The following is a 19922-nucleotide window of genomic DNA, read 5'->3' as shown; positions in this document are numbered from 1 at the left end:
CCCGGATCATGTTCAAGCCGCTCCTTCTCGGCGCTGCCGCGTTGGCCGCCGCCCTCACCGCAACGGTGACACCCGCCGCAGCCGCGGAGCCGGTCGCCATCTGCTACAACTGCCCGCCGGAATGGGCCGACTGGGCGTCGCAGTTGAAGGCGATCAAGGCCGATCTCGGCATCGCCGTGCCGTTCGACAACAAGAACTCGGGCCAGGCGATGGCCGCCATGCTGGCGGAAAAGGACAAGCCGGTGGCCGACGTCGCCTATCTCGGCGGGCCGGTCGGCATCCAGGCCAAGGCGGCCGGCATCGTCACCCCCTACAAGCCGGCGGCGTGGGCCGACATCCCCGACGGGATGAAGGATGTCGACGGCAACTGGTTCGCCATCCACAGCGGCACGCTGGGCTTCTTCGTCAACACCGAGGCGCTGGGCGGCAAGCCGGTGCCGCAGAGCTGGGCCGACCTGCTGAAGCCCGACTATTCGGGCATGGTCGGCTATCTCGACCCGACCAGTGCCGCCGTCGGCTATGTCGGCGCGGTGGCGGTCAATCTGGCGCTGGGCGGCGATTACGGCAGCTTCGACAAGGCGGTCGGCTGGTTCAGGGACTTGCAGAAGAACCAGCCCATCGTGCCGAAGCAGACCTCCTACGCCCGCGTGCTGTCGGGCGAGGTTCCGATCCTGATCGATTACGACTTCAACGCCTACCGCGCCAAATACACCGACAAGGCGCCGGTCGCCTTCGTCATCCCGACGGAAGGCACGGTGTCGGTCCCCTATGTGATGGCGCTGGTCAAGAACGGCCCGAACCCGGAGAACGGGAAGAAGGTGCTGGACTATGTGCTGTCCGACAAGGGCCAGACCCTGTGGGCCAACGCCTTCATGCGCCCGGTGCGCGCCGAGGCGATGTCGCCGGAGACCGCGGCCAAGTTCCTGCCGGCCGCCGACTATGCCCGCGCCAAGCCGGTCGATCTGGTTCGTATGGCCGAGGCGCAGAAGGGCTTCATGGACCGCTATCAGGCGGAGGTGAAGTGAGCGCCTGCGCGCAGGACGCCCCCCTTCCCCACCGGCCGGCGGCCCGTCCGCCGGTTCGCTCGGGATGGGCGGGCGAACCGCTGCGGCTGGCGGCCCTGCTGGCGCCGGCGGCGGTGGTGTTCGCCGCCTTCTTCCTGCTGCCGCTGGTCCGGCTGATCCTGATCGGCGCCGGCGGGACGGCGGGATGGTCGGCCTATCTGACCACGCTGGCCGATCCCGGCCATCTCGACAGCCTGATCTCCACGCTGGCGCTGTCGGCCGGGGTGACTTTGGTGACGCTGGCGGTATCGACCGTCGCCGGGCTGTTCCTGGTGCGCAACCGCTTTCCCGGACATGCCCTGCTGGTGGCGCTGCTGACCTTCCCGCTGGCCTTTCCCGGCGTGGTCATCGGCTTCATGGTCATCATGCTGGCAGGCCGCCAGGGGCTGATCGGCACCATCACCCAGGCGCTGGGCGCCGGGAAGCTGGTCTTCGCCTATTCGATGACCGGGCTGTTCCTCGGCTACGTCTATTTCTCGATCCCGCGCGTCATCCTGACGGTGATGGCGGCGGCGGAGAAGCTGGACCCGCGGCTGGAGGAAGCGGCGCGCTCGCTGGGGGCATCCTCCTGGCGGGTGGTCGCCGACGTGATCCTGCCGGCGCTGAAACCGGCGCTGATCTCGGCGGGTGCCTTGTGCTTCGCCACCTCGATGGGTGCGTTCGGCACCGCCTTCACGCTCGCCACCCGGATCAATGTGCTGCCGATGACGATCTACACCGAATTCACGCTCCAGGCGAACATCGCCGCGGCGGCGGCGCTCAGTGTCCTGCTCGGCCTCATCACCTGGGCGGCGCTGGCGGTGGCGCGCAGCGTCGCCGGCACGTCGGTTGCGGCGGCGGGGTGACGATCATGCGTGACCTTTCCCACCGACGCGGCTGGGGGTTCTGGCTGCAACTGGGCTTCACCCTGCTGGTCTGCGCCCTGCTGACCGTGCCGATGGCGATGTCGATGCTGGCCGGGCTGACCGCCAATTACTTCGTGGGCCTGAAGAGCGGCCTGACCCTGCGCTGGGTCGACGAGGTTCTGCGGGTCTATTCCGGCACCATCCTCTTGTCCCTGCAGATCGCCTTCGCCTGTCTGGCCTGCACGCTGGTCCTGGGCGTTCCGGCGGCTTATGCGCTGGCGCGGCGTCCCGGCCGGATCGCCCGGCTGGTGGAAGAGCTGCTGATGATGCCGGTCGCCATCCCCGGCCTCGCCACCGCGCTGGCGCTGATCGTCACCTATGGCGGCGTCGGGGATCTGCGCGGCAGCTGGCTGTTCATCCTGATCGGCCATGTGCTGTTCACCCTGCCCTTCATGGTGCGCGCCGTGCTGGCGGTGATGGGCTCCATCGATTTGACGACGCTGGAGGAGGGGGCGGCCAGCCTGGGCGCCGGCTTCCTGCGCCGCTTCGCCACGGTGGTGCTGCCCAACTGCCGATCCGGCATCCTGGCCGGGTCGCTGATGGTGCTGACCCTGTCGGTGGGGGAATTCAACCTGACCTGGCTGCTGCACACGCCGCTGACCAAGACCTTGCCGGTCGGGCTGGCCGACAGCTATGCCTCGCTGCGGATCGAGATCGGCAGCGCCTACACCCTCGTCTTCTTCCTGATGATTGTGCCGAGCCTGATCCTGATGCAGGGTCTGTCCAGGCGCGGCCGTCCGTCCGTTTGAGGTCCTTTCCACGATGCCAGACAGCGTGATGCAGAACAGCGCGATGCAGAACAGCTTCCACCTCGACGCCGTGCCGATCCGCCTGGAGCGCTGCGGCAAGACCTTCGCCGGCGGCGCCCGCGCGCTGGAGCCGCTGGACCTGACCATCCGCGGCGGCGAGACCATCGTCTTCCTCGGCCCGTCCGGCTGCGGCAAGACCACGACCCTGCGCATCATCGCCGGGCTGGAAAGCCCCGATCGGGGGGGCCGCGTGCTGTTCGGCGAGGAGGACGTCACGGCGCTCCCCATCGAGCGGCGCAACGTCGGCATGGTGTTCCAGAGCTACGCCCTGTTCCCCAATATGACGGTGGCGGAGAATGTCGCCTATGGGCTGAAGGTTCGCAAAATTGCCCGCGCCGACCGCGGGCGCCGGGTCGAGGAGATGCTGGATTTGATGCATCTGGGCGAGTTCGCCGGGCGGCGGATCGACCAGCTGTCGGGCGGGCAGCGGCAGCGGGTGGCGCTGGCCCGCGCGCTCGTGGTGCGGCCGCGCGTGCTGCTGCTGGACGAGCCGCTGACGGCGCTGGACGCCAAGCTGCGCGACAGCCTGCGGCTGGAGATCGACCGGCTGCTGCGCGGGCTGGGCATCACCGCCGTCTATGTCACCCACGACCAGGGCGAGGCGATGGCGCTGGGCGACCGCATCGTCGTGATGGCCAAGGGCCGGGTGGCGCAGGTCGGCACGCCGCGCGAGATCTGACTATCAGCCGGCGGACGGCTTCGTCGCCGACTTCATCGGCACGATGAACCGGCTGGGCGGGATGGCGCGCGGCGGTACGCTGTCCATCGGATCGGCGACGCTGCCCTGGAGCGGGCCGGAGGGTGCGGTGGAACTGCTGGTCCGGCCGGAGGATTCTGGCGCTGGCCGGCGAGGCCGACGGGCATCTGGGCGGCACCGTCGCCGCCGCGGTGTTCCTGGGCGACCGCACCCGGCTGGTGGTGGAGCCGGCGGACGGGCCGGCGCTGACGGTGGACGCCGCCGGGCGCAGCGAACTGGGGCGCGGCGACCGGGTCTGGCTGCGCGTCGATCCGGCGCGGGTGCTGGCGGTTCCGTAACACTCCCGAACGAACACTCAAGCCCCCCGAGAGCCCATCCCATGATCATCGTCCAGATCACCGACACCCACATCAAGCCGCCCGGCCGCCTCGCCTACCGGCGCGTCGACACCGCCCCCTTCCTGGAGCGCGCCGTCGCCGCCATCCTGGCGCTCACCCCGCGGCCCGACGTCATCCTCGCCACCGGCGACCTCGTCGATGCCGGCGATGCGGAGGAGTATGAGCGGCTGCTCGGCCTGCTACGGCCGCTCGACATCCCGCTCTTCGCGGTGCCGGGCAACCATGACGAGCGCGCCGGGCTGGCCCAAGCCTTCCCCGATCTGGCGGCGCGGGTGGGCGGCGGCCCGTTCTTCCATTATACGGTGGAGGAGTGGCCGGTGCGGCTGATCGCCATGGACACCGTCCTGCCCGGTTCCGGTGCCGGCGAGGTCTGCGCCGAGCGGCTCGGCTGGCTCGACGCGCGGCTGGCGGAGCAGCCGGACCGGCCGACCATCGTCTTCCAGCACCATCCGCCCTTCGACACCGGCATCGGCCACATGGACCGGCTGGGACTGAGCGGGGCGGCGGCGATGGCCGACGTGGTCCGCCGCCATCCTCAGGTGGAGCGGGTGCTGTGCGGCCATCTGCACCGGCCGATCCAGGTGCGCTGGGCCGGCACCATCGCCTCGACCGCGCCGTCCACCGCGCATCAGGTGGCGCTCGACCTGCGCGACGATGCGCCGTCGGCCTTCGTGATGGAGCCGCCGGGCTATCAGATCCACATGTGGCGCGCCGACACCGGGGTGGTCAGCCACACCGCCATGGTCGGCGACTATGACGGCCCCTATCCCTTCTTCAAGGGCGGAAAGCTGATCGACTAGCCCCTATTGCCGGCCCCTATTGCCAGGCTCTATTGATTGATTTGGGCCTTTCCGTCCATTGTCACGCGCCTGTCATCGGTATCGCGTAAGACAAGGCTCCCCGATCCAACGGAGACGACAGAGATGAAGGCGTTCCTCGCCACCCTCGCCACCGTGCTGACCCTCACGTTCGGACAGGCGGCACTGGCCGACGGCGCCACCGGCAAGCTGGTGCTCTACACCTCGCAGCTGGAGCCGGACGCCCGCCAGACGGTGGAGGCCTTCAAGGCGAAGAACCCCGGCGTCGAGGTGGAGTGGATCCGCAACGGCACCACCGAGCTGATGAACAAGCTGCGCGCCGAGTTCACCGCCGGGGCGCCGCAGCCCGACCTGCTGCTGATCGCCGACGCGGTGACGATGGAATCGCTGAAGGCGGAAAAGCGGCTGCAAGCCTATGAGGGCGCTCCGGTCGCCGGCTACCGCCCCGGCACGCACGATGCGCAGGGCTATTGGTTCGGCACCAAGCTGATCACCACCGGCATCGTCTACAACACCGCCGCTCCGATGAAGCCGACCTCATGGCAGGATCTGCTGAAGCCGGAGGCCAAGGGCACCACGGTGATGCCGAGCCCGCTCTATTCCGGCGCCGCCGCCATCCATATGGCGTCGATCAAGGCGCAGCCGGCGCTGGGCATGGCGTATTACGAGGCGTTGCAGCGCAATGCCGTCACCGCCGCCAAGGGCAACGGCGGCATCCTGAAGGACGTGGCCGGCGGGGCGAAGCTCTACGGCATGATCGTCGATTACCTGCCGATCCGCGAGCATCTGAAGGGCGCGCCCGTCGCCTTCGTCTTCCCCAAGGAGGGCGTCAGCGCAGTCAGCGAGCCGGTGGCGATCCTCAGCACCGCGAAGAACCCGGCGGCGGCGAAGGCGTTCATCGACTTCCTGCTGAGCCGCGAGGGCCAGGAGCTGGCCTCGGCCCAGGGCTTCCTGCCGGCGCTGCCGGGGGTGAACCCGCCGCCGGGCTTCCCCGACCCGGCCGGCATCACGCTGCTGCCCTACGATCCGGCCAAGGCATTGGCCGAGGACGAGGCCAACAAGCGCGCCTTCGCCGACCTGTTCGGCGGGTGAGGGTGCGGCTGTGAAAACTGGTAGTCCCCTCTCCCCCCTGGGGAGAGGGTTAGGGTGAGGGGGGTGCGTTGCAGGGATCTCCAAGAATTGCACACCCCGTTGCTCCTGTGAAAATCCACGCTGTGCGTCCCCCTCACCCCGACCCTCTCCCCGGGGGAGAGAGGGAGATTGCCCCGGGTGGTCGAAGGGCGGGAACACGCATTCTCTCCGCCCTCCCCGGCTGGCCGCTGCTCGTCGGCCTGCTGGTGCTGCTGCCCGTGCTACGCCTGTTGTGGGAAGCCGGCGACGCCGCGGTGCTGACCCGCGTGCTGAACTCGCCTACCACGTGGCGGGCCGCGACCAACAGCATCGCCATCGCGGCAGGCGCCACGCTGGCGGCGGCGCTGATCGGCGGGCCCTTCGCCCTGCTGATCGGGCTGACCAACCTGCGCGCCCGCACGGCGATGAGTTTCGCCCTGATCCTGCCGCTGATGATTCCGCCGCAGATCGTGGCGATGGCCTGGACCCATCTCGCAGGCTCCGGCAGCCCGATCCTGAAGCCGCTGGGGCTGGCTCCCCCGGTCGGCACGGCGAACCCGATGCAGTCGTCCGCCGGCATGATGCTGGTCATGGGGATCGAACATGCGCCGCTGGTCTTCCTCGCCCTGCGCGCGGCGCTGCGCGCCATTCCCGGCGACGTGCTGGAAGCGGCGCGGGCGTCAGGGGCCGGGCCGTGGCGGGCGGTGCGCGGCGTGGTGCTGCCGCTCTGCCTGCCGGGGCTGGTAGCCGGGCTGGCCATGGCCTTCGTCGCGGCGCTGGGGAATTTCGGGGTGCCGGCGCTGCTCGGCGTGCCGGCCGGCATTCCGATGCTGCCGACACTGATCTACCGGCGGCTGGCCGGCTTCGGGCCGTCGGCCCTGCCGGAGGTGGCGGTGCTGGCGGCGCTGATCGGCCTCGTCGCCTGCCTGGGCATCGCGCTCCAGACCATCCTGCAAGCACGCATCGCCAGCCGCCTGCCCGGCGGCGCCCGGCCGCTGGCCGAGCTGCCGCTCGGGGCGGCCCGCGCGCCGGTGGAACTGCTCGCCTGGGGCGTGCTGGCGCTGCTGGTCGCCGCACCGCTGACGGCGCTGCTGGCGACCAGCCTCGTCAGCGTCTATGGCCTGCCCATAGGTTTCGGTACGCTGACGCTGGCCCATTACCGCGAGGTGCTGGCGCTCGATCAGGTCGGGCGGGCCTTCGCCAATTCTCTGCTGCTGTCGGGATCGGCGGCCCTGCTGCTGGGGGCGCTGGCGGTGCCGCTGGCCCATGCGATGGCGCTGGCCGGCGGGCGCGGGCGGATCGCACGGGCGGTCGGCGTGCTGGTGGAGCTGCCGCATGCCGTGCCGGGCGTGGTGCTGGGCATCGGCTGCATCCTGCTGTTCCTGAAACCGCTGCCGGGGCTGGGCATCAGCCTGTACGGCACGCTGTGGATCATCCTGGCGGCCTATCTGGTCCGCTTCCTGCCGCTGGCCCTGCGGCCGGTGCAGGCGGCCTGCGCGGCACTCGACCCGACGGTGGAAGAAGCCGCCCGCGCGCTGGGCGCCGGACCGCTGCGGCGGCTGGTGACGGTGGTGGCGCCGCTGGTCGCCCCGGCGGCGGCGGCCGGCGGGCTGCTGGTCTTCCTGACCGCCTTCAACGAGCTGACCGTCTCCATCCTGCTGTGGTCGCAGGGGCGCGAGACGCTGGGCGTCGTCGTCTATGCGCTGGAGGAAGGCGGCAGTCCGACGCTGGGCGCCGCGCTGGGCGTCATCGCCATCCTGGTGGTGCTGGCGGCGATGCTCGCCGCCGGCAGGTTCGGCCGCCGCCTGCCGCCGGGCGTGGTGCCCTGGCGAAGTTAAGCCAGACCCACCGCCTTGCGCACCGCCTCCAGCACGCTCAGCGCGTCGCGTGCCTGTTCGGCGGTCACCGGCGGCGGAGCGCCGTCGAGGATGGCGGCGACAACACCGCGGTAGAAGGCGGGATAATCGCCGGGCAGCGTCTCCACCCGGCGCTCCGTCCCGTCGGCCCGGACCAGCAGGGCATGGTTTTCCGGGTCGTCGGCGCCCCAGCCGGGTTCGGTCGGCAGGCGGCCGGCGCGGAGCGCCGCCTCCTGCCCGTCGATGCCGTGCTTGAGGAAGCTGCCGCCGTCGCCATGCAGCTGGAAGCGCGGACCCGGCCGGCAGACCACCGTTCCGCAATGCAGGATCGCCCGCATCGGCCCATAGCCCAATACGATGTGGAACCAGTCGTCGACCTCAGCGTCCGGCCGCTGGGCGCCGACATCGGCGAGGATGCGGTCGGGCATGCCGAACAGCGTCACCGCCTGATCGATCAGGTGGGCGCCAAGGTCGAACAACACGCCCGAGCCGGGCAGCGTCCGTTCGCGCCAGCCCTGCTTGATCTGCGGACGGAAGCGGTCGTAATGCGCCTCGTAATGATAGGGGCGGCCGATCTCGCCCGCCTCCAGGCAGGCGCGCAGGGTCAGGAAATCGTTGTCCCAGCGCCGGTTGTGAAAGACGGTCAGCAGCCGGCCCTGCCGCCGGGCGAGGTCGATCAGCTCACCGGCCTCCGCCGCGCTGGTCGCCATCGGCTTGTCGATCACCACATGCTTGCCGGCCAGCAGAGCCTCGCGGGCAAGCGGGGCGTGGCTGGTGTTGGGGGTTGCGATCACCACGAGGTCGATGGCAGGGTCGGCGATCACCGCCTCCGCCGTCGTCGCCTCCGCCCCCGGTGCAGCGCGGCGGATGTCGTCGATGCGCGAACTGGCGACCGCCGTCAGGCGCAGGCGCGGTTCGCTCAGGATCAGCGGCGCGTGGAACACCGACCCGGCAAGGCCGAACCCCAGCAGACCGACCGACAGGCACTTCATCGTCCAGTGTCCTCTTCGCAAAAGGCTTGCCCGACAGACCATGGCCCCCGCCCGGCCCCGGCGCAACAGCGCCCGCACCGGCATAGCATCGTCCCGGCCGGGCGGGCGGAGGTCTGTGTAACGGTTGCGTAACAAGGCGGGCGCCGGGAAAGCGCCGCGTTACCAAATTGTCCGCCCCGCCCATCATCGGCAGCGTACAGTGACCGCCAAGCGAACGACCGTCTTGCAGCGGTCCAACAACACCGCGTCACGGGAGGGAACCGACATGCGCGACCTGCATCCGTGTGCGACGCCGGCCCGAAAGCCGGCCCGAAAGCCGATGAGGCTCGCACCATGACCTTGCAGACCCCATCCTACCGCCCGGCAGCCGGAGAAGAGGCCGCCCCCGGCAGCGCCGCCCCGCCCAAGTCGGGCGGGCTGCGTGCGCTGGCGCAGCGGCACCTGTCCAAGCTGGTGGTCGCCCCGTCCTTCGCGGCGATCCTGCTGTTCGTCTACGGCTTCATCGTCTGGACGGTCTATATCAGCTTCACCAACTCCAAGATGCTGCCGTCCTACGAGCTGGTCGGCGCCGACGCCTTTTCCAAGCTGTGGCGGATCGAGCGCTGGTACGTCGCCATCGAGAATCTGCTGATCTTCGGCGGGCTGTTCATCGGCATCAGCCTGATCGTCGGCATCCTGCTGGCGGTGCTGCTCGACCAGCGCATCCGCGGCGAAGGGGCGTTGCGCACCATCTATCTCTACCCGATGGCGCTCAGCTTCATCGTCACCGGCACCGCCTGGAAATGGATCCTCAATCCCGGCATCGGCATCCAGCAGTTCGTCCGCGACCTGGGCTTTCCCGGCTTCACCTTCGACTGGATCGTCCAGCAGGACACCGCCGTCTACACACTGGTGATCGCCGCGGTCTGGCAAAGCTCCGGCTTCGTCATGGCGCTTTTCCTGGCGGCACTGCGCGGCGTCGATCAGGAGATCATCAAGGCGGCCTATCTCGACGGCGCCAGCCTGCCGCGCATCTATTGGGGCATCGTCCTGCCGTCGATCCGGCCGGTGTTCATGAGCGCCTTCGTCATCCTCGCCCACCTCGCGGTCAAGAGCTACGACCTCGTCGTCGCGCTGACCGGCGGCGGTCCGGGCTATGCGTCGGACCTGCCGGCGACCTTCATGTATGAGATGACCTTCCGCCGCAACCAGATCGCCATCGGCTCGGCCAGCGCGCTGATGATGCTGGCGACCGTGGTGGCGATCATCGTGCCCTACCTCTATTCCGAACTGAAGGGAGGCAAGCGTGTCTAGCCTGACCTCCGCCCTGCCGCCGGCGCAGGGCACCGGCGCCCGCATCGCCCGCTGGGGCCTGTATCTGATCCTCCTGCTGTTCGCGGCCTATTACCTGCTGCCGCTGCTGCTGATGATCGCCACATCGTTCAAGAGCCCGGAGGAAATCCGCACCGGGTCGCTGCTGTCGCTGCCGCGCGACTTCAGCCTGGATGCCTGGAGCTATGCCTGGAACCGCGCCTGCATCGGCGCCGACTGCCGCGGCATGGCCCCTTATTTCCTGAATTCCCTGGTGATCGTCGGACCGGCGGTGATCATCTCCACCCTGTTCGGGGCGCTGAACGGCTATGCCCTGACCAAGTGGCGGTTCCGCGGCGCCAACATCGTCTTCGGCATGATCCTGTTCGGCAGCTTCCTGCCGTCGCAGGTGATCCTGCTGCCGATGGCGCAGACGCTGGGCTTTCTCGGGCTGGCCGGCAGCGCCGGCGGGCTGATCCTGGTCCATGTGGTGTACGGCCTCGCCTTCACCACTTTGTTCTTCCGCAATTACTACGTCAGCATCCCCGACGATCTGGTGAAGGCCGCGACCATCGACGGCGCCGGCTTCTTCCAGATCTTCACCAAGATCATGCTGCCGCTGTCGCTGCCGATCCTGGTGGTGACGATCATCTGGCAGTTCACCCAGATCTGGAACGATTTCCTGTTCGGGGCGTCCTTCGCGGCAGGCGGTGCCCAGCCGGTGACGGTCGCGCTGAACAACCTCGTCAACACCACCACCGGCGTGAAGCAGTACAACGTCGACATGGCGGCGGCGATGATCGCCGGCCTGCCCACCCTCGTCGTCTATGTGCTCGCCGGGAAATACTTCATCCGCGGTCTGACCGCCGGCTCCGTCAAGGGGTGATCTTCCGATGGCGACTCTCAGCATCAACAATGTCCGCAAGCAGTATGGCAGCGTCGAGGTCCTGAAGGGCATCGACCTGGACCTGACGGACGGCGAATTCCTCGTCCTGCTCGGTCCGTCGGGCTGCGGGAAATCCACCCTGCTCAACATGATCGCCGGGCTGGAGACGATCAGCGCCGGCGAGATCCGCATCGACCAGCGCGTGGTCAACGAGGTCCATCCCAAGGACCGCGACATCGCCATGGTGTTCCAGTCCTACGCGCTCTATCCCAACATGACGGTGGCGCGGAACATCGGCTTCTCGCTGGAAATGCGCGGGCAGGCCAAGCCGGAGCGCGAGGGCGCCGTCCGCCGCGTCGCCAAGCTGTTGCAGATCGAGCATCTGCTCGACCGCAAGCCGGCGCAGCTGTCGGGCGGCCAGCGCCAGCGCGTCGCCATGGGCCGCGCCCTGGTCCGCGACCCCAAGGTGTTCCTGTTCGACGAGCCGCTGTCCAACCTGGACGCCAAGCTGCGCGTCGACATGCGCACCGAGATCAAGAAGCTGCACCAGCGGCTCGGCACCACCGTGGTCTACGTCACCCACGACCAGATCGAGGCGATGACGCTGGCCAGCCGCATCGCCATCATGAAGGAGGGGGTTGTCCAGCAGTTCGCTCCGCCGCAGGAGGTCTATGAGCGGCCGGCCAACATGTATGTGGCGAGCTTCATCGGCTCCCCCACCATGAATTTCGTGCGCGGCACGCTGTCGGCCGAGGGCGACCGGCTGGGCGTCAGCATCGGGCGCGAGCGCAGCGGCTTCCTGCCGCTGTTCCAGGCGCCGGAGCAGGCCGGAAGCTGGCTGGGCCAGGAGGTGATCCTGGGCATCCGGCCGGAGGCCATCACCTGCTACGACCCGGCGATCGCCGCCGGCAACCCGGCGCTGGTGAAGGTGGCCTGCGGCGTCAATGTGCTGGAGCCGACCGGCGCCGACACCATCACCTATGTCGAGCTGAACGGCCATGAGGTGGTCGCCCGCATCAAGCCGAGCGACCGGGTGGCGGAGGGCGAAACCGCCGACTTCATGATCGACATGGCGCGGGCCAACCTGTTCGACCCGAAGACCGAACAGCGGATTTGAGCGTCCGGAGCCCCGGCGATAATCCCCTCTCCCCCGGGGAGAGGGGGATTTTTTCCGACCCAGCGTGATTTCCAGCGCCGTTGACGGTTAACAGGCCGGCTCAATCCGCCCGCAAGGCGGGGGCGGGCCAGGGTCTGCCATCGGGCAGGACCCGTTCCGTCATGGGGAATGCGCTGATGAACTTCACCATCAATGGGCAAAGCGTCGAGGTCGAGGCGGACATCCGCAGCTCGCTGCTCGACCTCCTCCGCAACAGTCTGGGTTTCACCGGGACCAAGAAGGGGTGCGACCAGGGCGCCTGCGGCGCCTGCACCGTTCTGGTCGACGGCGAACGCATCAATTCTTGTCTGGCGCTGGCGGTCCAGTATCAGGGCCGCAGCATCACCACCGTCGAAGGGCTGGGCAGCGACGGCGCCCTGCATCCGTTGCAGCAGGCCTTCGTCGAGCATGACGGATTCCAGTGCGGCTACTGCACGCCCGGCCAGCTCTGTTCCGCCGTCGGCATGGCGCGCGAGATCGAGCGCAACATCCCGAGCGTCGTCACCGCCGACCTGTCGGCGGGCAGCGTCGCCATCGACGAGACCGAACTGCGCGAACGCATGAGCGGCAATCTCTGCCGTTGCGGCGCCTACAACGGCATCGTCGAGGCCATCTCCGAAACGCTGGGCAAGATGCAGGAAGGGGCACGGGCATGAACCCCTTCAGCTATGAACGAGCCGCCGACGCGGCCGCCGCCATTGGATTGGCGAAAGGCAATACCGCGGCGCGCTATCTTGGCGGCGGCACCAATCTGGTCGACCTGATGCGCGAGACGGTCGAACGGCCGGAGATGCTGGTCGACGTCACCGGCCTGTCACACAAGATCGAGCCGCGCTCAGACGGCGGCCTGCTGATCGGGGCGGCGGCGACCAACACCGCGCTGGCCGCAGATGCGCATGTCCGCACGCAGTACCCGCTTCTCTCCCGCGCGATCCTCGCCGGGGCCAGCGCCCAGATCCGCAACATGGCGACGGTCGGCGGCAACATCCTGCAACGCACGCGCTGCCGTTATTTCTACGATACGGCTGCGGCCTGCAACAAACGGGAGCCGGGGGCCGGCTGCGACGCGCGCGACGGCTTCAACCGCTACCACGCCATCCTCGGCGCGTCGCCGGCCTGCGTCGCCACCCATCCGTCCGACATGTGCGTGGCGCTCGCCGCCCTCGACGCCACGGTGCATCTGGACGGCCCGGACGGGCCGCGCAGCATGGCACTTGCCGACCTGCACCGCCTGCCGGGCGACCGGCCGGACATCGAGACGGAGCTGAAGCCGGGCGAGCTGATCGCCGCGGTCGAACTGCCGCCCCTGCCCTTTGCCCGCCGCTCGACCTACCGCAAGGTGCGCGACCGCGCCAGCTATGCCTTCGCGCTGGTGTCGGTCGCCGCCGCCCTCGATCTCGCCGAGGACGGGACGGTGCGGGACGTAAGGCTGGCGCTCGGCGGCGTTGCCCACAAGCCGTGGCGGGCCTCGGCGGCGGAAGCGGCGCTGAAGGGCCGGCCGGCCAATCCGGAGAGCTTCCGCGCCGCGGCGGAGGCGGAATTGGCCGCCGCTGCCGGGCTTCGCGACAACACGTTCAAGATCGAGCTGGCGAAACGGACCATCGTCGCCGTCCTCGGCGACCTGACAGGAGACGAGGCATGAGCGCGCACTCCGACGCCGCCGCTTCCCGGCCCGGCCGCTGGCAGCCGGCGGTCACGCAGGATCCTCTGCTGCAAAAGCATGGGGCCCAGGGGCATGGAGCGCTGGGCCAGCCGGTTTCGCGCATCGAAGGGCCGCTGAAGGTCCAGGGCAAGGCGCGTTTCGCCGCCGAGTTTCCCTATGAGGGTCTCTGCTACGCCGCACTCGCCTTCAGCACCATCGCGCGCGGGCGGATCACGGCGCTCGACACCGCGGCGGCGGAGGCGGCGCCCGGTGTCGTGCTGGTCATGACCCACCGCAACGCCCCCCGGATGAAGGCGCCGTCGCTGATGATGTCGTCGCCGACGGCCGCCGGGGCGAGCGACCTGCCGGTGATGCAGGATGACGAGATCCACTGGAACGGCCAGCCCATCGCCGTCGTTCTCGCCGAGACGCAGGAACAGGCCGACCATGCCGCCTCGCTGGTGACGGCCGACTATGCGCCGTTGCCGGCCGTGACGTCCTTCGACGAGGCGAAGAAGACGCCGCGTCAACTGGACAACATCCTGGGCCAGCCGCCGGTGGTCGAGATCGGCGATGCCGAGGCCGCCCTGAAAGCCGCCGCGGTGCAGGTGGACCAGATCTACCGGACGCCGCGCCACAACCACAATGCCATAGAGCTGCATGCGGCGACCGTCGCCTGGACCGGCGACGAGCTGAGGGTGCATGACGCCAGCCAGCTTCTCGACCTGACGGCGGGGCAGCTGGCCGACATCTTCGGCCTGGAGCCGGAGAAGGTCCGCGTCTCCTCCCCCTATGTCGGCGGCGGTTTCGGCGGCAAATGCCTGTGGGACCACCAGATCCTCGCCTGCGCCGCCGCGAAGCTCGCCGGCCGGCCGGTGCGCATCATGCTGTCGCGCGAGGGGGTGTTCCGCATCGTCGGCGGCCGGACGCTGACCGAGCAGCGGGTGGCGCTGGGCGCCAGCACCGACGGCAGGCTCGACGCGCTGATCCACACCGGCATCGCGGCGATGACCGAACACAACTCCTGCCCCGAGCAATTCACCTTCCCGACCCGCCACCTCTATGCCGCCAAGTCGGTCCGGCTGGCCCAGGAGGTCGCCGACATGGACATGCTGGCGAACACCTTCATGCGGGCGCCCGGCGAATCCGTCGGCACCTTCGCGCTGGAATGCGCCATCGACGAGCTGGCCGAAAAGCTGGGCCTCGACCCCATCGAACTGCGCCGGCGCATCGAGCCGGACAAGGATCCGACCAGCGGCAAGCCCTTCTCCGCCCGCCACCTGATCGACGCCTACGAGAAGGGTGCCGAACGGTTCGGCTGGGAGCGCCGCAGCCCGACGCCGCGCCAGCGGCGGGACGGCGAGTGGCTGATCGGCATGGGATGCGCCACGGCGACCTACCCCTATCACCGCTTCCCCGGCGGTGCGGCGCGGATCAGGCTGACGGCCGGCGGGCAGGTCACCGTCTCGACCGCGGTGCACGACATGGGGATGGGCACGGCGACGGCGCAGGTCCAGCACATCGCCGCCCGGCTCGGCGTGCCGCTCGACAAGGTCAGCTTCGAGTATGGCGACACCAGCCTGCCGCGCGGGGTGATCGCCGGCGGCTCGACCCAGACCGCCTCCATCGGCGGCGCCGTCATCGCCGCGACGGAGGTCTTCGTCGAGGAACTGCTGAAGCTCGCCGGCAACGATTCGCCGCTGGCCGGCCTGTCGCTGGCCGAGGTCGAGACACGGGACGGCGGCATCGGCCACCGCGACGACCCGGCGCGCTTCGAGAGCTATGAGTTGATCCTGCGCCGGGCGGGACGCGGCGAGCTGGTCTGCGAGGCCGAAGCCCCGCCACCGGCGGAAATGGAAGCCTTCTCGATGCATTCCTACGGCGCGCAGTTCTGCGAGGTCCGGGTCAGCGAAGTCACCGGCGAGGTCCGCGTCTCGCGCTTCCTCGGCTCCTTCGACGCCGGCCGCATCCTGAACGCCAAGACGGCGACCAGCCAGTTCAAGGGCGGCATCATCATGGGGATCGGACTGGCGCTGACCGAGGAGACCAACTTCGATCCGCGCACCGGCCGCATCGTCAACGCCTCGCTCGCCGATTACCACGTGCCGGTGCAGATGGACGTTCCCGCCATCGAAATCCTCTACACCGACATCCCCGACCCGCAAGCGCCGATGGGCGCCCGCGGCATCGGCGAGATCGGCATCACCGGCGTCGGCGCCGCGGTCGCCAACGCCGTCTACAACGCCACCGGCAAGCGTATCCGCGACCTGCCGATCACGCTCGACAAGCTGATGTGACGCTTCAAAGGCTTCGATTTGGGAATTCGGTTCACAGGTGATATGGCGGGAGAGGCGGTTTGCAGAGTGCCTCTCCCGTCCTAAGTCTCCTTCCCAAGCGAAAAGATGCGCTGCGGCGCTGGTTAGGAGAGAGAGCAGGATGCAGACCGTGAAAGCGAATGGCGCCGAAATCCCCGCGCTGGGCTTCGGCGTTTTCCGCATGTCGGACGAGGAGGTCGAGCGGGTGGTGCCGGCGGCGCTGGAAGCCGGCTTCCGCCATTTCGACACCGCGCAGATCTACCGCAACGAGGCCGCCCTCGGCCGTGCCCTGCAAGCGGCAGGCGCGCGGCGCGACGAGCTGTTCCTGACCACCAAGGTGTGGGTCGACAAATACAGCCCCGAGCTGTTCGCCGCGTCGGTTGACGAGAGCCTGGAGAAGCTGAAGGTCGACCGGGTCGATCTGCTGCTGCTGCACTGGCCGGCCGATCAGGTCGCCATCGCCGACCAGATCGAGATGCTGAACGCGGTACAGGCCGCCGGCAAGACCCGCTTCATCGGCGTCAGCAACCAGAACATCGCCCAGCTGCGGGAATCGGTCGAGCGCAGCCAGGCCCCCATCGTCACCAACCAGATCGAGGTCCACCCCTATCTCGACCAGAGCGCGATGGCGGCGGCGGCGAGCGAGCTGGGCGTGGCGATCACCGCCTATTACGCCATGGCCGACGGCAAGGTGCCGCGCGATGCGGAATTGCAGCGGATCGGCGCCAAACACGGCAAGACGGCGGCCCAGGTGACGCTGCGCTGGCTGATCCAGCTGGGCCACATCGTGCTGTCGAAGACCGCCAAGCCGGACCGGGTGCCGGAGAATTTCGCAGTGTTCGACTTTGCGCTGGACGATGGGGACATGGCCACGGTTGCGAAGCTGGCGCGGCCGGATGGGCGGATCGTCAACCCGGCGGGGCTGGCACCGTCTTGGGACAAGTGAGAAAAAAGCAGTATTGATGGATGGGGCGCGTGAGCTTATCGGCTCACGCGCCGATCAGCATGTCCAAAGCTGCGACGATGACGGTGTCCTCCGCCAGCAAGTTGCCGACATGAGGGCCGAGTTCCGAAAGCATCACAGCACCGGCGAACTGCGTCACCATGACATGTGGGCGACCCTCGACGGAAAACACGGGATTGAGACGCGCTGCCGGACGCGGAGCCTTGTCCGGTGGCAGCAGCGGAGCGACAAAACGAGTGTTCAAGTCGCGCAGGATGTCGGCCTGAAGGTCGAGCAGATAACCCGGCCCATCCAACCGGCGATGAATATCGAAACGCGCCATCAGTAAGGCCGGTTCTTTGCCAGCGGAAGGCCATGTGCTTCGACATAGGCATTGGACGACTGAATGGCTTCCCGATTCTCCTCCAGCCATTGCCTGTCGCGCAACTCGGCGATCTGCTGCGCCAGTCCGCGTTCACAGGCGCGCGAAACATTGATGCCGAGCGCCTTGGCCTGCTCCAGCAAATCACTGTTCAGGCTGATGTTGGTTGCCCGCCTGGGCGCGGACATATCGAACGTATAGCGCTCGCCAGCCATCGAACCCTCCATGACAATGCGCATGAATGATGCGCATGAACAACGCACAAATCAAGCCACAACCCCGAGATACACGCATAGACATTCACAACATCCGCGGCAGCGTTACCCGCACCCGCAGGCCGCCGCTGGCGCGGTTGCTCAGCTCGATCCGCCCCTGGTGCGCCTCGACGATGGACTTCACGATGGACAGGCCGAGACCGCTGCCGCCGGTCTTGCGGTTGCGGGAGCCTTCCAGCCGGACGAAGGGCTTGAAGACGTTGGCGATCTCGGCCTCCGGGATGCCCGGTCCCTCGTCGCAGACATCGACGACGATCTCGGCGGCGTCGGCATCGACGGAGACGGTGGCGCGCTCGCCGTACTTGATGGCGTTGTCGATCAGGTTGGCGAAGGCGCGGCGCAGGCTGGACGGACGGCCGGCGAGGCGGAGCTGGCGGGCCTGCTCGAAACGGTCGCTGCGCTCCACCCCGCCGCCGAAGATGGTGCGGACGGCGGCGAACTGCAGCGGCGGCGGCTCGTGGTAGGTCACCGGGGAGCCGGTGTCGGCATAATCGTCGCACAGGCTCTGCAGCAGGCTGGCGAAGGCGACCACCTCGACCTCCTCGCGCAGCACGTCGTCGCCGAGAAACTCCAGCGTCGCGGTGACCATCGCCGCCATCTCGTCGATGTCGGCCATCATCTTGGCGCGCAGCGCGTCGTCATCGACATATTCGGCGCGCAGCCGCAGCCGCGTCGCCGGGGTGCGCAAATCGTGGCTGATCGCCGCCAGCAGATGGGTCCGCCCCTCCATCAGGTCGCGGAGCGCGTTGCGCGCCTGGTTGAAGGCGCGGGCGAGCGAGGCGACCTCCTCCGGCCCATCCTCCGGTAGGGGACGGGGGTGCAGGCGGTCGTGCGGGCGGGTCGCCTGTTCGGCCAGCGATTCCAGCGGGCGGACCAGCCGGCCGGGCAGCCAGAGCAGCAGCCCCAGCGCCAGACCGAAGGCGGCCAGACCGGCCAGCACCATCTCGAACGGCGTGGTGCGCGGCCGCCAGAAGCGCGGGCTGGCGAACTCCAGCCAGCCGCCGCCGGCAAGCTGGACATAGACGCGGGCGTCGCGCAGCTGGGCCGCCGTGTCCTCCGCCACCAGGGAGAGGGATTCCGCCAGCGTCTGGGCGCGGGCGGAATGGACGGACAGCAGGGCGCGCTGGACGGCGACGAACACCGGGCGGGGTGCGTCCAGCACCCCCTCCAGCATCCAGCCGGCGGGCACCGTCGGCATGCCGGGCCCCTGCCAGGACACCGACAGGTCGGGCAGCCCGCTCAACGCCAGCGCCGGCCCGGCAGCGATCCCGTCCAGCAGCGCGCGGTCGGCCGCCTCCACCGCCGCTGCCATCGCCGGTCCCAGCCGGTGGGCGGTCAGCAGCTCCCGTGCGCGGTCGTCGACCAGTTGCATGCCGACCAGTGCCCCGCCATGGGTCAGCACCAGCAGCGCCACCATCGCCGCCAGGATGCGGTGGCGCAGCCGGGCGGCGCGCATCTGGGCCGGCAGCAGGCGTTCAAACGCCACGGCTTATCCCGGAAGAGGCGGCTTCGCCCTGGTCCACCACCGTCGCGGTGAACTGATAGCCGATGCCGCGCACCGTCTTGATCAGGCCGGAGCCGCCCGGCCCCTCCTCCAGCTTGCGGCGCAGGCGGCTGATCTGGATGTCGATGCTGCGGTCGAAGGGGATCGAGGTGTCGCCACGGTGCTTCTCCAGCAGCTCGGTGCGCTCCACCACCTGGGGGGCGCGCTCCAGCAGCGTGCCGAGCAGGGCGTATTCACCCTGGCTGAGATGGACCACCACCCGGTCCGGCGTGCGCAGTTCCCGCCGCCCCTGGTCGAGCGACCAGCCGGCGAAGCCCAGCACGCGCGGCCGCTCGCGCACCGGCTCCGGCCCGCCGCAGCGGCGCAGGATGGCACGGATGCGGGCCAGCAGTTCGCGCGCGCTGAAGGGCTTGACCAGATAATCGTCGGCGCCGACCTCCAGCCCGACGATGCGGTCGACCTCGCTTCCCATGGCGGTCAGCATGATGACGGGGGTCTCCGACTTGGCACGCAGGCCGCGGCACAGGCTGGTCCCGTCCTCCCCCGGCAGCATGACGTCGAGCACGATGAGATCGACCGGCCATTGCGCCAGCACCCGCGCCATCTCGCGCCCGTCGCCGGCGGTGGAGACGCGGAAGCCGCTCTTCACCAGGAAATCATGCAGCATGTCCCGGATCTCGGGATCGTCGTCCACGACCAGGAGATGGCGCGCGCGCTCCATGGCGACCCTTCCCTCTTCCGTTCCCTGCCCCGCGGAGGGGGGCTTTCTTGTTCGTTGGGCCTGAGTGTAGCCTCCCGCGCCGGTCCGGGTACAGTGCGCCGCGCGGGCCTCTTTGTAACGGTTGCGTAACAGCGGTGCGGCCGTGATAAGGCGTTGTTA

20 protein-coding genes are annotated in these 19922 nt (G+C 69.0%); 15 read left to right on the top strand and 5 right to left on the bottom strand.

Annotation, left to right across the window (positions count from 1 at the left end; translation table 11 throughout):
• Nucleotides 1–8 precede the first annotated feature (8 nt).
• From ACWPN8_RS23960 to ACWPN8_RS23925, 8 genes are all read left to right on the top strand, one after another.
• The gene (locus ACWPN8_RS23960) at nt 9–1025 is read left to right on the top strand and encodes an extracellular solute-binding protein (protein WP_492242531.1); all 1017 of its coding nucleotides are present in this window, start codon (nt 9–11) and stop codon (nt 1023–1025) included.
• Nucleotides 1022–1909 (top strand): ABC transporter permease, encoded by an 888-nt coding sequence (locus ACWPN8_RS23955; protein WP_492242530.1) that lies wholly within the window; start codon nt 1022–1024, stop codon nt 1907–1909. The genes ACWPN8_RS23960 and ACWPN8_RS23955 overlap by 4 nt, the downstream gene beginning before the upstream one ends.
• A 5-nt stretch (nt 1910–1914) precedes the next feature.
• Nucleotides 1915–2718, top strand: coding sequence for an ABC transporter permease (locus tag ACWPN8_RS23950; protein ID WP_109453169.1), 804 nt, complete (start codon nt 1915–1917; stop codon nt 2716–2718).
• 13 nt (nt 2719–2731) lie between these two features.
• On the top strand, nt 2732–3457 hold the full coding sequence (locus tag ACWPN8_RS23945; RefSeq protein WP_492242529.1) for an ABC transporter ATP-binding protein: 726 nt from the start codon (nt 2732–2734) through the stop codon (nt 3455–3457).
• A 122-nt stretch (nt 3458–3579) separates the two neighbouring features.
• Nucleotides 3580–3813 carry a TOBE domain-containing protein gene (locus ACWPN8_RS23940; protein WP_492242528.1) on the top strand — a complete coding sequence of 78 codons (234 nt, stop codon included), beginning with the start codon at nt 3580–3582 and terminating at the stop codon, nt 3811–3813.
• Nucleotides 3814–3854: 41 nt separating this feature from the next.
• Nucleotides 3855–4673, top strand: a complete 819-nt coding sequence (locus ACWPN8_RS23935; protein WP_492242527.1) for a phosphodiesterase — start codon at nt 3855–3857, stop codon at nt 4671–4673.
• A 123-nt stretch (nt 4674–4796) separates the two neighbouring features.
• The gene (locus ACWPN8_RS23930; protein WP_109450741.1) at nt 4797–5783 is read left to right on the top strand and encodes an ABC transporter substrate-binding protein; all 987 of its coding nucleotides are present in this window, start codon (nt 4797–4799) and stop codon (nt 5781–5783) included.
• A gap of 257 nt (nt 5784–6040) precedes the next feature.
• Entirely contained in the window at nt 6041–7639 is a 1599-nt protein-coding gene (locus ACWPN8_RS23925) for an ABC transporter permease (RefSeq protein WP_492242526.1), read from the top strand.
• Here ACWPN8_RS23925 and ACWPN8_RS23920 read toward each other — a convergent pair.
• Nucleotides 7636–8649: an oxidoreductase gene (locus tag ACWPN8_RS23920; protein ID WP_492242525.1), complete on the bottom strand. Its 1014-nt coding sequence runs from the start codon at nt 8647–8649 to the stop codon at nt 7636–7638. The genes ACWPN8_RS23925 and ACWPN8_RS23920 overlap by 4 nt on opposite strands.
• A 333-nt stretch (nt 8650–8982) precedes the next feature.
• On the opposite strand from ACWPN8_RS23920, the gene ACWPN8_RS23915 reads away from it, so the two are divergent.
• The 7 genes from ACWPN8_RS23915 (at nt 8983) to ACWPN8_RS23885 (ending at nt 16884) form a co-directional block, all read left to right on the top strand.
• Nucleotides 8983–9942, top strand: a complete 960-nt coding sequence (locus ACWPN8_RS23915) for a carbohydrate ABC transporter permease (protein ID WP_247873221.1) — start codon at nt 8983–8985, stop codon at nt 9940–9942.
• On the top strand, nt 9935–10825 hold the full coding sequence (locus tag ACWPN8_RS23910) for a carbohydrate ABC transporter permease (RefSeq protein WP_109450734.1): 891 nt from the start codon (nt 9935–9937) through the stop codon (nt 10823–10825). The genes ACWPN8_RS23915 and ACWPN8_RS23910 overlap by 8 nt, the downstream gene beginning before the upstream one ends.
• A gap of 7 nt (nt 10826–10832) precedes the next feature.
• Nucleotides 10833–11942 carry an ABC transporter ATP-binding protein gene (locus tag ACWPN8_RS23905; RefSeq protein WP_109450731.1) on the top strand — a complete coding sequence of 370 codons (1110 nt, stop codon included), beginning with the start codon at nt 10833–10835 and terminating at the stop codon, nt 11940–11942.
• Between the two features lie 176 nt (nt 11943–12118).
• Nucleotides 12119–12637, top strand: coding sequence for a 2Fe-2S iron-sulfur cluster-binding protein (locus tag ACWPN8_RS23900; RefSeq protein WP_109453165.1), 519 nt, complete (start codon nt 12119–12121; stop codon nt 12635–12637).
• Nucleotides 12634–13623: an FAD binding domain-containing protein gene (locus ACWPN8_RS23895; protein ID WP_492242524.1), complete on the top strand. Its 990-nt coding sequence runs from the start codon at nt 12634–12636 to the stop codon at nt 13621–13623. Before ACWPN8_RS23900 ends, ACWPN8_RS23895 begins: the two co-directional genes overlap by 4 nt.
• Nucleotides 13620–15920, top strand: coding sequence for a xanthine dehydrogenase family protein molybdopterin-binding subunit (locus ACWPN8_RS23890; RefSeq protein ID WP_492242523.1), 2301 nt, complete (start codon nt 13620–13622; stop codon nt 15918–15920). The genes ACWPN8_RS23895 and ACWPN8_RS23890 overlap by 4 nt, the downstream gene beginning before the upstream one ends.
• A gap of 139 nt (nt 15921–16059) precedes the next feature.
• Entirely contained in the window at nt 16060–16884 is an 825-nt protein-coding gene (locus tag ACWPN8_RS23885) for an aldo/keto reductase (RefSeq protein WP_492242522.1), read from the top strand.
• A gap of 43 nt (nt 16885–16927) precedes the next feature.
• On the opposite strand, the gene ACWPN8_RS23880 is transcribed toward ACWPN8_RS23885, so the two are convergent.
• The 4 genes from ACWPN8_RS23880 to ACWPN8_RS23865 form a co-directional block, all read right to left on the bottom strand.
• The gene (locus ACWPN8_RS23880; RefSeq protein ID WP_109450723.1) at nt 16928–17224 is read right to left on the bottom strand and encodes a CcdB family protein; all 297 of its coding nucleotides are present in this window, start codon (nt 17222–17224) and stop codon (nt 16928–16930) included.
• A complete protein-coding gene (locus tag ACWPN8_RS23875) occupies nt 17224–17478 on the bottom strand; it encodes a type II toxin-antitoxin system CcdA family antitoxin (RefSeq protein WP_247873220.1) in 255 nt (84 codons plus the stop codon). The genes ACWPN8_RS23880 and ACWPN8_RS23875 overlap by 1 nt, the downstream gene beginning before the upstream one ends.
• A gap of 85 nt (nt 17479–17563) precedes the next feature.
• The gene (locus tag ACWPN8_RS23870; protein WP_492242521.1) at nt 17564–19024 is read right to left on the bottom strand and encodes an ATP-binding protein; all 1461 of its coding nucleotides are present in this window, start codon (nt 19022–19024) and stop codon (nt 17564–17566) included.
• Complete coding sequence (locus tag ACWPN8_RS23865) at nt 19014–19763, bottom strand: response regulator (RefSeq protein WP_109450716.1); 750 nt, start codon at nt 19761–19763, stop codon at nt 19014–19016. The genes ACWPN8_RS23870 and ACWPN8_RS23865 overlap by 11 nt, the downstream gene beginning before the upstream one ends.
• Between the last annotated feature and the right edge of the window lie 159 nt (nt 19764–19922).

The sequence above is a fragment of the Azospirillum sp. UENF 112521 genome, assembly GCF_058780665.1.
Note: the sequence above shows the minus strand (reverse complement) of the source record. Positions and strands in the feature narration are given on the sequence as shown.